The 13,163-nt window shown below is 69.2% G+C and carries 13 protein-coding genes; 3 read left to right on the plus strand and 10 right to left on the minus strand.

Annotated features, from left to right (window positions below; translation table 11 throughout):
* Window positions 1-2 precede the first annotated feature (2 nt).
* Window positions 3-1,322 carry a two-component system sensor histidine kinase CseC gene (gene cseC, locus ACFYWI_RS30920; RefSeq protein ID WP_389238857.1) on the plus strand — a complete coding sequence of 440 codons (1,320 nt, stop codon included), beginning with the start codon at window positions 3-5 and terminating at the stop codon, window positions 1,320-1,322.
* Window positions 1,323-1,383: 61 nt separating this feature from the next.
* Here cseC and ACFYWI_RS30925 read toward each other — a convergent pair whose 3' ends face one another.
* On the minus strand, window positions 1,384-2,949 hold the full coding sequence (locus tag ACFYWI_RS30925) for an MDR family MFS transporter (protein WP_389238859.1): 1,566 nt from the start codon (window positions 2,947-2,949) through the stop codon (window positions 1,384-1,386).
* A 147-nt stretch (window positions 2,950-3,096) separates the two neighbouring features.
* Between ACFYWI_RS30925 and ACFYWI_RS30930 the strand changes: the two genes are divergently transcribed.
* Window positions 3,097-3,669, plus strand: coding sequence for a TetR/AcrR family transcriptional regulator (locus tag ACFYWI_RS30930; protein ID WP_389238861.1), 573 nt, complete (start codon window positions 3,097-3,099; stop codon window positions 3,667-3,669).
* A 27-nt stretch (window positions 3,670-3,696) separates the two neighbouring features.
* Here ACFYWI_RS30930 and ACFYWI_RS30935 read toward each other — a convergent pair whose 3' ends face one another.
* A complete protein-coding gene (locus ACFYWI_RS30935) occupies window positions 3,697-4,389 on the minus strand; it encodes a M23 family metallopeptidase (RefSeq protein ID WP_389238863.1) in 693 nt (230 codons plus the stop codon).
* Between the two features lie 866 nt (window positions 4,390-5,255).
* Window positions 5,256-7,781 carry an ATP-dependent Clp protease ATP-binding subunit gene (locus ACFYWI_RS30940; RefSeq protein ID WP_389238865.1) on the minus strand — a complete coding sequence of 842 codons (2,526 nt, stop codon included), beginning with the start codon at window positions 7,779-7,781 and terminating at the stop codon, window positions 5,256-5,258.
* Window positions 7,782-8,213: 432 nt separating this feature from the next.
* On the opposite strand from ACFYWI_RS30940, the gene ACFYWI_RS30945 reads away from it, so the two are divergent.
* Window positions 8,214-8,816 (plus strand): SCO3374 family protein, encoded by a 603-nt coding sequence (locus ACFYWI_RS30945; RefSeq protein WP_389238867.1) that lies wholly within the window; start codon window positions 8,214-8,216, stop codon window positions 8,814-8,816.
* Here ACFYWI_RS30945 and ACFYWI_RS30950 read toward each other — a convergent pair.
* The 7 genes from ACFYWI_RS30950 to nadC form a co-directional block, all read right to left on the minus strand.
* On the minus strand, window positions 8,795-9,130 hold the full coding sequence (locus tag ACFYWI_RS30950; protein ID WP_389238869.1) for an Lsr2 family protein: 336 nt from the start codon (window positions 9,128-9,130) through the stop codon (window positions 8,795-8,797). The two genes, ACFYWI_RS30945 and ACFYWI_RS30950, sit on opposite strands and share 22 nt — an antisense overlap.
* Before the next feature lie 144 nt (window positions 9,131-9,274).
* Window positions 9,275-9,796, minus strand: coding sequence for an amino-acid N-acetyltransferase (locus ACFYWI_RS30955; RefSeq protein WP_389238871.1), 522 nt, complete (start codon window positions 9,794-9,796; stop codon window positions 9,275-9,277).
* Between the two features lie 9 nt (window positions 9,797-9,805).
* Window positions 9,806-10,273, minus strand: coding sequence for a BlaI/MecI/CopY family transcriptional regulator (locus ACFYWI_RS30960; protein WP_389238873.1), 468 nt, complete (start codon window positions 10,271-10,273; stop codon window positions 9,806-9,808).
* 99 nt (window positions 10,274-10,372) lie between these two features.
* The gene (locus tag ACFYWI_RS30965) at window positions 10,373-10,546 is read right to left on the minus strand and encodes a hypothetical protein (RefSeq protein WP_389238875.1); all 174 of its coding nucleotides are present in this window, start codon (window positions 10,544-10,546) and stop codon (window positions 10,373-10,375) included.
* Between the two features lie 14 nt (window positions 10,547-10,560).
* Window positions 10,561-11,178, minus strand: a complete 618-nt coding sequence (locus ACFYWI_RS30970; RefSeq protein WP_389238877.1) for a hypothetical protein — start codon at window positions 11,176-11,178, stop codon at window positions 10,561-10,563.
* Window positions 11,179-11,351: 173 nt separating this feature from the next.
* On the minus strand, window positions 11,352-12,149 hold the full coding sequence (locus ACFYWI_RS30975; RefSeq protein WP_389238879.1) for a type III pantothenate kinase: 798 nt from the start codon (window positions 12,147-12,149) through the stop codon (window positions 11,352-11,354).
* Complete coding sequence (gene nadC / locus ACFYWI_RS30980; protein ID WP_389238881.1) at window positions 12,149-13,162, minus strand: carboxylating nicotinate-nucleotide diphosphorylase; 1,014 nt, start codon at window positions 13,160-13,162, stop codon at window positions 12,149-12,151. Before nadC ends, ACFYWI_RS30975 begins: the two co-directional genes overlap by 1 nt.
* Window position 13,163: the final 1 nt, after the last annotated feature.

Consider the following 13,163-nt stretch of genomic DNA (forward strand, 5'->3'; position numbering starts at 1 on the left):
GCATGAGACGCCTCGCCCTGCGCACCGGCGTCAGATGGAAGATCAGCATCGCGATCGCGGCCGTGGGTGCCCTGATCGCCATGACGTTGAGCCTGGTCGTACACAACGCGGCCCGTGTCTCGATGCTCGACAACGCCCGTGACGTGCAGATGGACCGGGTGCTGCTCGCCCAGCGCTGGTACGAGACCTCCAAGAACAAGGACCCCCGCTTCGGCAGCAAGGTCGACGACCCCGCGGTGCCCAAGGAGCTCCAGAGGCTGACGCGGGAGAACCGGCGCGGCACGTATGTGGACGAGGGCCACGGCGAAGCCCCCGAGATCTGGGCGGCCGTACCGCTGGCCGACGGCAATGTGCTCTCGCTTCACACCCGTTTCGCGGGCCGCAGCGCCACCGTGATGAAGGACCTCGACCGGGCCCTGATCGTCGGTTCCCTCTCGGTGGTGCTCGGCGGCTCAGCGCTCGGCGTGCTGATCGGCGGGCAGCTCTCGCGGCGGCTGCGCCAGGCCGCGGCGGCGGCCGGCAAGGTCGCCCAGGGCAACACCGAGGTACGGGTCAGGGACGCCATCAGCGGGGTCGTACGCGACGAGACCGACGATCTGGCCCGCGCCGTCGACGCGCTCACCGATGCACTGAACGAGCGGATCGAGGCGGAGCGGCGGGTCACCGCGGACATCGCGCACGAGCTGCGCACCCCGGTGACAGGGCTGCTCACGGCGGCCGAGCTGCTGCCGCCCGGCCGGCCCAGCGAGCTGGTGAGGGACCGGGCGCAGGCGATGCGCACGCTGGTCGAGGACGTGCTGGAGGTGGCCAGGCTCGACAGCGCCTCGGAGCGGGCCGAGCTGCAGGAGATCCAGCTCGGGCACTTCGTCCGCCGCCGGGTCGCCGTACTGGACTCCGCGGTGTCCGTGCAGGTCGTGCACGAGTCCTGGGTGAGCACGGATCCGCGGCGGCTGGAGCGGATCCTCCTGAATCTGCTGACCAACGCCGCCAAGTACGGCAAGCCGCCGGTCCAGGTCACCGTCGAGGGTCGTGTGGTGCGGGTAAGGGACCACGGGCCCGGGTTCCCGGAGGCGCTGCTGCGCGAGGGGCCGAGCCGGTTCCGTACGGGGGCCAGCGACCGGGCCGGGACGGGGCACGGACTCGGGCTCACGATCGCGGCAGGGCAGGCGCGGGTGCTCGGGGCGCGGCTGACCTTCCGCAATGCCGCGCCGACGGGGACGACACCGCTGGGGGCGTCCGGGGGCGCGATCGCGGTGCTGTGGCTGCCGGAGCACGCGCCCACCAACACGGGCAGCTTTCCGATGATGCCGCCGGCGGACTGAACGGCGGCGGGATCCGAAGACCCGGCCGCCGTTCCTGCGCGCCGTTCCTGCGTGCCGCCGGTCAGACGGTCTCGGCGACCTTCTCCGCCACCGGCCTGTCCGCGGTGGGCGCCGGTCCGGCCCCGCGCAGCGGCACCTCCTTGACGAAGAAGGCGGCCACGAAGCCGATCACCGCGACCGCCCCGCCGAGCATGAACGCGGCGTGCGTACCGGAGGAGACGGCGAACTCGTAGGCCTCCCTGACCGGCACCGGCAGCTTCGCCAGACTCGCGGCGTCCAGCTGCGCGGAGCCCGCGGTGGCCTTGCTCCCGCCCCGGGCGGCCATCTCGTCCTGCACCCGCCCGGTGAACAGCGCACCCATGATGGCGACGCCGAAGGAGCTGCCGAGCGTACGGAAGAGGGTGGCGGCCGAGGAGGCGACACCCATGTCCTTGAGCTCGACGCTGTTCTGTGCCACGAGCATGGTGATCTGCATCAGGAAGCCCATGCCCGCACCGAGGACCGCCATGTAGACCGCGGAGGTCAGCCGGGAGGTCCCGGTGTCCATCTGCGCGAGCAGGAACAGCCCGGCCACCATCAGGCCGCCGCCCACGATGGGGAAGATCCGGTACTTGCCGGTGCTGGTGGTGACCCGGCCCGCGATCATCGACACGACGAGCATCGACATCAGCATGGGCAGCAGGAGCAGCCCGGAGTTGGTGGCCGAGGCACCCTGCACGGACTGCTGGAACAGCGGCAGGAAGAGCACGGCGCCGAACATCACGAAGCCGGTCAGGAAGCCGATCACGGACATGAGCGTGAAGTTGCGGCTGCGGAAGATGTGCAGCGGCATCAGTGGCTCGGCCGCCCGCCGCTCGACGAACAGGAAGCCGGTGAGCGACGCGACGCCGATGGCGATCAGCTCCATGATGACGGCGGAGTCCCAGGCGTACTCCGTACCGCCCCACGTGGTGACCAGCACGATCGCCGTGATACCCACGGTCAGCAGGGCGGCGCCGAAGTAGTCGATACGCCCGCGCCCGGCGGACCGGTCCTTCCTGCGCAGATGCAGGACGATCGTGATCATGGCGAGGGCGACGGCGCCGAGCGGCAGGTTGATGTAGAAGCTCCAGCGCCAGCCCCAGTGGTCGGTGATGGTGCCGCCGGCCAGCGGTCCGCCGATCATGGCGACGGCCATGACGGCGGCCATCATGCCCTGGTACCTGCCGCGCTCGCGCGGCGGCACCAGGTCGCCGATGATCGCCATCACTCCGACCATCAGGCCGCCGGCGCCCAGTCCCTGCACGGCGCGGAAGCCGATGAGCTGCCCCATGTCCTGGGCCATGCCGCTGAGCACCGAGCCGATCAGGAAGATCACGATGGAGATGAGGAAGACGCCCTTGCGGCCGTACATGTCGCCGAGCTTGCCCCAGATCGGGGTGGAGGCGGCGGTGGCCAGGGTGTAGGCGGTGACGACCCAGGACAGATGCTCGAGACCGCCGAGCTCGCCGACGATGGTCGGCATGGCAGTGCCGATGATCATGTTGTCGAGCATCGCGAGCAGCATGGCGATCATGAGTGCGAGGATGACGACACGCACGCTGCGCGCCTGCGGCTGCGCGCCCGGGCCGCTGTCGGCGTCCGCCATGGGCTTTTTCCGGCTTCTTGCTCTACCCGCCATCGTCTCCACTCCCCCACACTTACTTGCCGACCGGCTAGTTCACTAGACTGGGGACGGTAGACGGGTAACTAGCCGGGCGTCAAGTAAGTATTCCGGGAACCGGGAGTGAGCAGCATGGCCAGCACATCGCAGCCACGGCGGGGCAACACCCGCCAGCGCATCCAGGACGTAGCACTGGAGCTGTTCGCCGAGCAGGGCTACGAGAAGACGTCACTGCGCGAGATCGCCGAGGCCCTCGACGTCACCAAGGCCGCGCTGTACTACCACTTCAAGACCAAGGAAGACATCCTGATCAGCCTCTTCGAGGATTTGACCAGGCCGATCGACGAACTGATCGAGTGGGCACAGGGACAGCCGCGCACCCTGGAGACCAAGAAGGACGTGCTGCGCCGCTACAACGCGGCGCTGACCGACGCCGCCCCGCTCTTCCGCTTCATGCAGGAGAACCAGGCGACGCTGCGCGAGCTCAGCATCGGCGAGACGTTCAAGGACCGCATGATCGCCATGCTCGCGCTCTTCCGGGAGCCCGACGCGGACCTGGTGGACCAGGTCCGCTGCTTCTCGGGGCTGTTCACGCTGCACGCCGCGATGTTCGCCCTGAAGGACGTCGAGGGCGACCCCGAGGAGAAGAGTGAAGCCGTCCTCGAAGTCGCCCTGGACCTGATCACCCAGGCCCATCACGCCTGATCGCTCAGGCGCCCGCCACCGCGTACGTCACACCTGGACGCCGGCGGAGCGCAGGAACGCCATCGGGTTGAGCGCCGAGCCGTAGTTCGGGGTCGTACGGATCTCGAAGTGCAGGTGCGGGCCGGACGAGTTGCCGGTGTTGCCGGACTTGGCTATGACCTGGCCGGGCTTCACCGTCGAGCCGACGCCGACGTCGATCTTCGACAGGTGCGCGTACTGCGAGTACTTGCCGTTGTTGTGCTTGATCACGACGGCGTTGCCGTACGCGGGGCCGTCGCCGCCACCGTTCGGGCCGGCCTTCACCACGGTGCCGGCGCCGGCGGCCTTGACCGCGGTGCCGACCGGGACGGCGAAGTCCTGGCCGGAGTGCTTCTGGGACCACATGGCGCCACCCTGGTTGTAGCTCGCGGTCAGGGTGTACTTGGTGACCGGCTTCACCCAGGCCGCGGCCTTCTTGGCGGCCTTGGCCTTCTTGGCCTTGGTGGCCGCCTTCTTCACGGCGGCCTGCTTGGCGGCGGCGTCCGCGGCCTCGGCCTGAGCCTTGGCCTGGGCGGCCACGGCGGCGGCCGGAGTCACGGTGGCCGCCGTACCCGCGTCTGCGGAGGCGACACCCGCGCCGGCTCCGACGACCATCACGGCGCCCATGCCGGCGGCAACGACGGCACCACGGGTACGGAAGACGGACGGGCGGAGACGGTTGATCACGGTGCGCTTCGACATTCGGGAGAACCTCCGGGCATGAATGGACCCGGCGCACTCACACCGGGCTGGCCACACATTGGTAACCCGCACCCCCAACTCGACTCAAACCCCCCATCTACGACATCTCGTCGTAGCGAGATGTCCTGGAATCATCCTCTTGACTCCCTATAAATCCCTTTTGTCCGACTTCAGAAAGAGGTCGGAAAATATGCACTCGCGGTGGTTTAACCCCTCATCCAAACGGCGGCCGGGCGTGGGAGGGCCCGGCCGGGCGCGGGTCGGACGGCAGCGGACCGAAACCCCCGGCGCACGGCCGCCGACAGGTCCCGCCGGGCACGCGGAACACGCACTATCCCGGCTAGTAGGCCCCGATACCCCTGTGCGCCTTGTCACGGGCGGGCCGTTCCGGTTGTGCAGCAGGTCACCAGATCACGGCCTTCGGATGTGCACCAGATCACCCGACCGCGCAGGCCGGCGGGGCCGACAGGCGCATGACCCAGGTCACGTCGGCGCGGGGATCGCCACGCTCCGTTCCACAACCGTCACCAGGGGCGCCCGTCACTGCCGGACGCGGGCCGGCCGGATCGCCGGTTTCCCCGAGCCCCAGGGGTGCGTGGGCCGGAGACCGGCGGCGGAGGCCAGGACACCGGCACCGTCCTGCCCCTGGCAGGCACTGGGCCCGGGAGAGGCACACCCGGCGAGTAGGGCCAGGCAAGGGGCCGCAGCGCACCGGCAGGGACACCACCCCGACCCGGCCCCCGGGCGGCCAGGGGCTTCAGCAGCCGCCTCCTGCCCCCTCGCCCTCGGCCGGACACGGAAAAGGGGCTGCCCCGGCCCGTACGTCTCCGTACGGGCCGGGGCAGCCCCTTCAGGCCTCCGGGCGCCTACGCGTCCTTCGACAGGTTCGGACCGGTGCCACCGGCCGCCTGCTCGATCGGCGGGACGTCCGGCAGCGCCGACTTCTCCTCGCCGCGGAAGGTGAACTTCTTCTGCTCACCCTCGCCCTCGGTGTCCACGACCACGATGTGACCGGGGCGCAGCTCGCCGAAGAGGATCTTCTCCGACAGGATGTCCTCGATCTCGCGCTGGATCGTCCGGCGCAGGGGCCGGGCGCCCAGGACGGGGTCGTAGCCCTTCTTGGCGAGCAGCGACTTGGCGGTCGAGCTGAGCTCGATGCCCATGTCGCGGTCCTTGAGCCGCTCGTCCACCTTGGCGATCATCAGGTCGACGATCTGGATGATGTCTTCCTCGGTGAGCTGGTGGAAGACGACCGTGTCGTCGACACGGTTGAGGAATTCGGGCCGGAAGTGCTGCTTGAGCTCTTCGTTGACCTTGACCTTCATCCGGTCGTAGTTCGACTTGACGTCGCCCTGGGCGGCGAAGCCCAGGTTGAAGCCCTTGGAGATGTCCCGGGTCCCGAGGTTGGTCGTCATGATGATGACCGTGTTCTTGAAGTCCACGACGCGGCCCTGGGAGTCGGTCAGGCGACCGTCCTCCAGGATCTGCAGAAGGGAATTGAAGATATCGGGGTGGGCCTTCTCGACCTCGTCGAAGAGGACGACGGAGAACGGCTTGCGGCGCACCTTCTCGGTGAGCTGGCCGCCCTCTTCGTAACCCACGTATCCGGGGGGCGAACCGAAGAGACGGGAAACCGTGTGCTTCTCGCTGAACTCCGACATGTCGAGGGAGATCAGTGCGTCCTCGTCGCCGAAGAGGAATTCGGCGAGCGTCTTGGAGAGCTCGGTCTTACCGACACCGGACGGGCCGGCGAAGATGAACGAGCCACCGGGGCGCTTGGGGTCCTTCAGACCGGCTCGCGTACGGCGGATCGCCTGCGAGAGGGCCTTGATGGCGTCCTTCTGGCCGATGACGCGCTTGTGGAGCTCGTCCTCCATGCGCAGCAGACGCGAGGACTCCTCCTCGGTCAGCTTGAAGACCGGAATGCCGGTGGCGGTCGCGAGGACCTCGGCGATCAGCTCGCCGTCGACCTCGGCCACGACGTCCATGTCGCCGGCCTTCCACTCCTTCTCGCGCTTGGTCTTCGCGGCCAGCAGCTGCTTCTCCTTGTCGCGGAGCGAGGCTGCCTTCTCGAAGTCCTGCGAGTCGATCGCGGACTCCTTGTCGCGGCGGACGCCGGCGATCTTCTCGTCGAACTCGCGAAGGTCCGGCGGCGCGGTCATCCGGCGGATGCGCATCCGGGAACCGGCCTCGTCGATCAGGTCGATCGCCTTGTCCGGCAGGAAGCGGTCCGAGATGTACCGGTCGGCCAGGGTCGCGGCCTGGACCAGGGCCTCGTCCGTGATGGAGACGCGGTGGTGGGCCTCGTAACGGTCCCGCAGACCCTTGAGGATCTCGATGGTGTGCGGCAGCGACGGCTCCGCGACCTGGATGGGCTGGAAGCGGCGCTCGAGCGCGGCGTCCTTCTCCAGGTGCTTGCGGTACTCGTCCAGCGTGGTGGCGCCGATGGTCTGCAGCTCACCTCGCGCCAGCATCGGCTTGAGGATCGAGGCGGCGTCGATCGCGCCCTCGGCGGCGCCCGCACCCACCAGGGTGTGGAGCTCGTCGATGAACAGGATGATGTCGCCGCGGGTGCGGATCTCCTTGAGGACCTTCTTCAGGCGCTCCTCGAAATCACCGCGGTAGCGGGAGCCGGCGACCAGCGCACCGAGGTCCAGGGTGTAGAGGTGCTTGTCCTTGAGGGTCTCGGGCACCTCGCCCTTGACGATGGCCTGCGCCAGGCCTTCGACGACCGCCGTCTTGCCGACACCGGGCTCGCCGATGAGGACCGGGTTGTTCTTGGTCCGGCGGGACAGCACCTGCATGACCCGCTCGATCTCCTTCTCGCGCCCGATGACCGGGTCGAGCTTGGATTCACGAGCGGCCTGGGTGAGATTCCGGCCGAACTGGTCCAGGACGAGGGAGGTCGAGGGCGTGCCCTCGGCCGGGCCGCCTGCCGTGGCGGCCTCCTTGCCCTGGTATCCGGAGAGCAGCTGGATGACCTGCTGCCGCACCCGGTTGAGATCGGCGCCCAGCTTCACGAGGACCTGGGCGGCGACGCCCTCGCCCTCGCGGATCAGGCCGAGCAGGATGTGCTCGGTGCCGATGTAGTTGTGGCCCAGCTGAAGAGCCTCCCGGAGCGACAGCTCCAGGACCTTCTTGGCACGGGGCGTGAAGGGGATGTGCCCGGACGGGGCCTGCTGGCCCTGACCGATGATCTCCTCCACCTGCTGGCGGACCGCCTCGAGCGAAATCCCGAGGCTCTCCAGGGCCTTAGCGGCGACACCCTCACCCTCATGGATAAGGCCCAGGAGGATGTGCTCGGTGCCGATGTAGTTGTGGTTGAGCATCCGGGCTTCTTCCTGAGCCAGGACGACAACCCGCCGCGCGCGGTCGGTGAACCTCTCGAACATCGTTAATCGCTCCTCAGAGCGGTCAGGCAGTAAGGGGTCGGTCCCCTCCCTGTCCTTCCGCAGCTTAGTCCCGCAAGCGGGGACCGCTCATTCCAACTGCCGACACCCGTCTGTGGCCTCCTGAGCCCTGAACGCCGACAACTGCTCCAACCCGATGGTGCGAGACGATGTTCCCGCAGGCCAGGCAGTTACCCCCGCAATGAGTACGCCGATGGCGAACGTGAGACGGTCCCGCGAGCGTGTCGCCCCTCCCCACTAGGAATGTCTTACCCGTAAGCACGGACACTCCATGCCGCGCGCACCGGTTCCCTCAGCTAAGGGCGAACAACCTTGCGCCGTCGAATGCGCTTGCGCGCCCCCACTTCGGACACTCTGCGCACCCGAGCTCCCACTCTGCGTAACCATCGGCGCGGCTTCGGAGTTCCCGGGGGTATGGCCTTCACCGTCCCCGTTCCCCGCACGCCGCTCGAGAGCGCAGGCACGAGCGACAGCGGGAGCGGAACCGCGCAGTGGTACGCGAGCGAACTCGGCTGGCCGGTGACGGAGGAGACCCCCGTCCAGCTGCTGACCGGGCTGCGATTCGACGTCCTGGAGCTGCCCGCCGACGCCGGATCCGCCCTTCTGCGCCGTCCGGATGTGTCCGCGGACGGCGCAGGGCCCGTCGCCCTCATGGGGCCGGCCATGCGCCTGCTGGTGGCCGCCGGGAGTGCCGAGGAGCTGCCGGGCCTGCTCGACTGGCTCGAGTGGGGCGGAATCGATCTCGATCTCACCGCCATCGGCGCGGGCGGGCGGATCGCCGCCCCGCCGCCGCCCGGGCGGCCCTGCGCCCGCGGGGCCGCCGTATGGCTGCGCCCCCCCGTGCCGGGGCGGGAGGCACAGCTTCCGGCTCTCACCGGACTCGGGGACATTGGGGGTGCCCCCGGTCTCGTACAGCTGGTGGACGCGGCGGCGACGGAGTGCCACCGGGCCCGATTGCTGCGTTCGAAGCGTACGAATACGCGACGGACGAAAACTCAGCCGTTGGCCTTCTCGTAAGCCTCGCGGATCTCCGCGGGAACGCGACCGCGGTCGTTCACGCTGTAACCGTTCGCCTTGGCCCACGCGCGGATTTCGGCGGTGTCCTTGTTGCCGCCCGCAGCCGCGCGACCCTTGCCACGACCGGCAGCGGCACGGCCACCGGTACGCCGGCCGCTCTTCGCGTACGGCTCGAGCAGGGTACGAAGCTTGTCCGCATTGGCGGTGGTGAGGTCGATCTCGTAGGTCTTGCCGTCCAGTGCGAACGTCACTGTCTCGTCCGCCTCGCCACCGTCGAGGTCATCGACAAGAAGGACCTGAACCTTCTGCGCCACCGGATTTCCTTTCATCGAAAATGCAGTACGCGGAAAGGAAACCGCTTTTCCCTGGAAAACACAAACCCTTGGCAGAGGTTCAGAACCTCGAGAACGCGGGAAACGTACGCGATTCGGACATAGGGTTCCCGGATCTCGCGGTGATCACAGGTGCAGAAGCATCCGGCTGTTGCCCAAGGTGTTCGGCTTCACTCGTTCGAGCCCGAGGAACTCGGCGACACCCTCGTCATAGGAACGCAGCAGCTCACTGTATACATCTGTGTCGACCGGCGTCTCACCGATCTCCACGAAGCCGTGCTTGCCGAAGAAGTCGACTTCGAAGGTGAGGCAGAAAACCTTGCGGACTCCGAGCCAGCGGGCGGTACGCAGCAGCTTGTCGAGCACCTCATGGCCGACGCCTGTGCCCTTGAAGGACGGATCGACGGCGAGAGTGCGCACTTCGGCGAGGTCGTCCCACATCACGTGCAGAGCGCCGCAGCCGACAACGCGGGCATCCTCGTCGCGTTCCGCGACCCAGAACTCCTGGATGGCTTCGTAAAGCGTGACCGTCGCTTTGTCGAGCAGGATGCCTTCAGTCACGTACGGGTCGACGAGCCGGCGGACCGCCGGCACATCGCTGGTCCTGGCCCGCCGCACGGTGATGGCATTTGCTGCGTCATAAGGCATGGCTCGACGCTATCGCTCCGCGTCCTCCCCGCCCTCGGCGCCCCGGGCCTGCTCACCGCCATCCTGAACAGGGCCGGGAACAGGACCCGGCGCACCGGCATCGGGATCGTCGGCGATGCCGGCCTGAGCGATACGCACGGCCGCTTGCAGGGACTCCCGCTGTTCCGGGGACATCATGCCGAAGAAGGCGACAAGTGCGGCCGCCGGGTTGTCGCTCTGCGACCAGGCTTCGTTCATCAGTGCGGCCGCGTAGGCGGCCCGGGTGGAGACCGCGGTATAGCGATAGGCGCGGCCCTCGACTTCCCTGCGCACCCAGCCCTTCTGATGGAGATTGTCCATTACCGTCATGACGGTGGTGTAGGCGATGGAGCGCTCCTGCTGAAGGTCTTCCAGGACTTCCCTGACCGTGACCGGCCGGTTCCATTGCCAGACCCGTGTCATGACGGCGTCTTCGAGCTCTCCCAATTGGCGGGGCACATCGCCACCATAGTGGGAGATCTCGCAATGACCAGCTATTGACGTAACAAAAAGGACGTACGGCAGACGGTCTGCCGTACGTCCTCGGGTGCCTGTGCGTCAGTCGTCGCGGCCGGCCTGCCGGGTGGACCGAGCGCCGGCCAGCGCCGCGTCCACCGCCGCGTCCTCCTTGGCCTTGTTCGGGCCGCCCTGGCTCTTGACGATCGTCACGACGAGACCGATGAAGAAGGCGGCCATCACCACCGGGGGCACGAGCGCGGCTACATAGTCCATGGCTCCCAGAGTAGCTATCCGACGGCGAGCTGCTCCGGCGGGGGCACGGGCTTTCGCCGGGGCGGGAAGACCTCGGAGGGCTTCGGCACCGGCGGCGGCTTGGGCTGCGGTTCCTGGGCCGGCTTGGGGGCGGGCGCGGGCCTCGGCTTGGGCTCCTCGGCGGCGCGGCCGCCGGGGAGCGCGTGGAGCCGCGCGCGGGCGGGCGTCCGGGCGGGCGTCGGGGTCACTGGTGCGCAGCGCGCGAGCCGGGCCCGCACCGACTCCTCCGCGAGGCTCTGACAGCGGCGCAGCACGGCGGCGGCCGGTCTGCCGCGCAGGGTGCGCAGCGCCGCGAGATCCTCCGGACGGGGGTCGTAGCCGGCCGCCAGGGCGTCCTGGAGCAGCTCCAGGTAGCCGGGGGCCGATCCGGGCAGGGCTGCGCGGTAGCGGGCCAGGTCGGCGAGCAGGAACGAACGCTGCCGGCCGGCCTCGCGGGCGGCCTCGTCGACGGAGTCGGCAAGGCGCAGGCATTCCCTGACGTCCTCGTCGGCCAGAGGAACGGGATGAAGGGCGGCCGCGAGGGCACGTCGGAGCACACGCAGCTCGTCTGCGCCGAACGCCATGCCGCCACGGGGTCCGTATGGCGTGGGCATGGCCCGACCATACGTGCTACATGGACAAAATCGGCTTAACGCCCGATTCCCGGCGCGGCGCGTCCTGCCCGGCGCATGCCCGCCCGAGCGGGACGGCTCAGCGGGGAAGGCACGCGTACCGGCCCACCGCCCAGGAACCGGGGCCGGTACGGCAGGCCGGCGCCCGGGTGACGTCAGAGGCGGGAGACGTTGCGCTCGTAGACGAGACGCAGGCCGATCAGCGTCAGCCACGGCTCGTGCTCGTCGATCATCGACGCCTCGCCCAGCACCATCGGCGCCAGACCCCCCGTCGCGATCACCGTCACTTCGTCCGGGTCCTCGGCCAGCTCGCGCTTCATCCGCTGGACGACGCCGTCGACCTGGCCCGCGAAGCCGTACACGATCCCCGACTGCATCGCCTCGACCGTGTTCTTTCCGATCACGCTGCGCGGACGGGCCAGCTCGATCTTGCGGAGCTGGGCGCCCTTCACACCGAGGGCCTCGACCGAGATCTCGATGCCGGGGGCGATCACGCCGCCCGCGTACTCGCCACGGGTGCTCACGGCGTCGAACGTCGTCGCCGTGCCGAAGTCGACGACGATCGCCGGGCCCCCGTACAGATCGACCGCCGCGACCGCGTTGATGATGCGGTCCGCGCCGACCTCCTTGGGGTTGTCCATCAGGATGGGCACGCCGGTCTTGATGCCGGGCTCGACCAGAACCGCCGGGACATCGCCGTAGTAGCGGCGGGTCACCTCGCGCAGCTCGTGGAGCACGGACGGGACCGTGGAGCAGATCGCGATGCCGTCGATGCCGTCGCCCAGCTCCTCGCCGAGCAGCGGGTGCATGCCCATCAGGCCCTGCAGCAGGACCGCCAGTTCGTCGGCGGTGCGCCGGGCGTCGGTGGAGATCCGCCAGTGCTCGACGATCTCCTCGCCGTCGAAGAGCCCCAGCACCGTGTGGGTGTTGCCGACATCGATGGTGAGCAGCATCAGCCCTGGACCTCTCGCAGGTCGAGGCCGATGTCGAGGATCGGGGAGGAGTGCGTCAGCCCGCCGACCGCGAGGTAGTCGACGCCCGTCTCGGCGTAGGAGCGGGCCGTGTCGAGCGTGAGCCGGCCGGAGGACTCCAGGAGGGCGCGGCCCGCGACGAGCGTGACGGCGTCCCTGGTCCCGGCCGGGCTGAAGTTGTCCAGCAGGATCAGGTCGGCGCCCGCGTCCAGAACCTCGCGGACCTGGTGCAGCGTGTCCACCTCGACCTCGATCGCCAGGTCCGGAAAACGGTCCCTCACGGCCTTGAACGCCTCCGCGACGCCGCCCGCGGCCACCACGTGGTTGTCCTTCACGAGCGCCGCGTCGGACAGCGACATCCGGTGGTTGACGCCGCCGCCGCAGCGCACCGCGTACTTCTCCAGGGCGCGCAGGCCGGGCGTGGTCTTGCGGGTGTCGCGGACCCTGGCCCCCGTGCCCTCGAGCACATCGGCCCAGGCGCGGGTCGCGGTGGCGATGCCGGAGAGGCGGCACAGGATGTTGAGCGCGCTGCGTTCGCCGGTGAGCAGGTCGCGGGTGTTCGCGGTGACCGAGAGCAGCTTCTGCCCGGCCACGACGCGCGCGCCGTCCTCGACGTGCCGCTCCACCTCGAACTCGGTGGTGCAGACGATCGACAGAATGGCCTCGGCGACCCGCAGGCCCGCGACCGTACCTGCCTCGCGGGCGGTGAAGTCGGCGGTGGCGACGGCGTCCTGCGGAACGGTCGCCACGGTGGTGACGTCCACACCGCCGTCGAGGTCCTCCTCGAGGGCGAGATGGGCGATGTCCTCGACCTGTACGGGGTCGAGGCCGGCGTCGGCCAGCAGCGCGGCGAGCGCGGGGTCGAGACCGCACTCGTACGCCTCCTCGCCCTCCGTGCAGCCGCAGGAGTCCCCGCAGCCGCCGCCCGCGGCAGGGGTGCCGATCTGGATCAGCGGTACGTCCACGGGGCGCGGACGTTCATCGGGCGTGCTCACG

Source organism: Streptomyces sp. NPDC002889, assembly GCF_042888425.1.
Taxonomy (GTDB): Bacteria; Actinomycetota; Actinomycetes; order Streptomycetales; family Streptomycetaceae; genus Streptomyces.

Bases quoted from the DNA above. Each gene is read 5' to 3' on its own strand.
- cseC (WP_389238857.1), top strand. From the start codon at position 3: ATGAGACGCCTCGCCCTGCGCACCGGCGTCAGATGGAAGATCAGCATC.
- ACFYWI_RS30925 (WP_389238859.1), bottom strand. From the start codon at position 2,949: ATGGCGGACGCCGACAGCGGCCCGGGCGCGCAGCCGCAGGCGCGCAGC.
- ACFYWI_RS30930 (WP_389238861.1), top strand. From the start codon at position 3,097: ATGGCCAGCACATCGCAGCCACGGCGGGGCAACACCCGCCAGCGCATC.
- ACFYWI_RS30935 (WP_389238863.1), bottom strand. From the start codon at position 4,389: ATGTCGAAGCGCACCGTGATCAACCGTCTCCGCCCGTCCGTCTTCCGT.
- ACFYWI_RS30940 (WP_389238865.1), bottom strand. From the start codon at position 7,781: ATGTTCGAGAGGTTCACCGACCGCGCGCGGCGGGTTGTCGTCCTGGCT.
- ACFYWI_RS30945 (WP_389238867.1), top strand. From the start codon at position 8,214: ATGGCCTTCACCGTCCCCGTTCCCCGCACGCCGCTCGAGAGCGCAGGC.
- ACFYWI_RS30955 (WP_389238871.1), bottom strand. From the start codon at position 9,796: ATGCCTTATGACGCAGCAAATGCCATCACCGTGCGGCGGGCCAGGACC.
- ACFYWI_RS30965 (WP_389238875.1), bottom strand. From the start codon at position 10,546: ATGGACTATGTAGCCGCGCTCGTGCCCCCGGTGGTGATGGCCGCCTTC.
- ACFYWI_RS30970 (WP_389238877.1), bottom strand. From the start codon at position 11,178: ATGCCCACGCCATACGGACCCCGTGGCGGCATGGCGTTCGGCGCAGAC.
- ACFYWI_RS30975 (WP_389238879.1), bottom strand. From the start codon at position 12,149: ATGCTGCTCACCATCGATGTCGGCAACACCCACACGGTGCTGGGGCTC.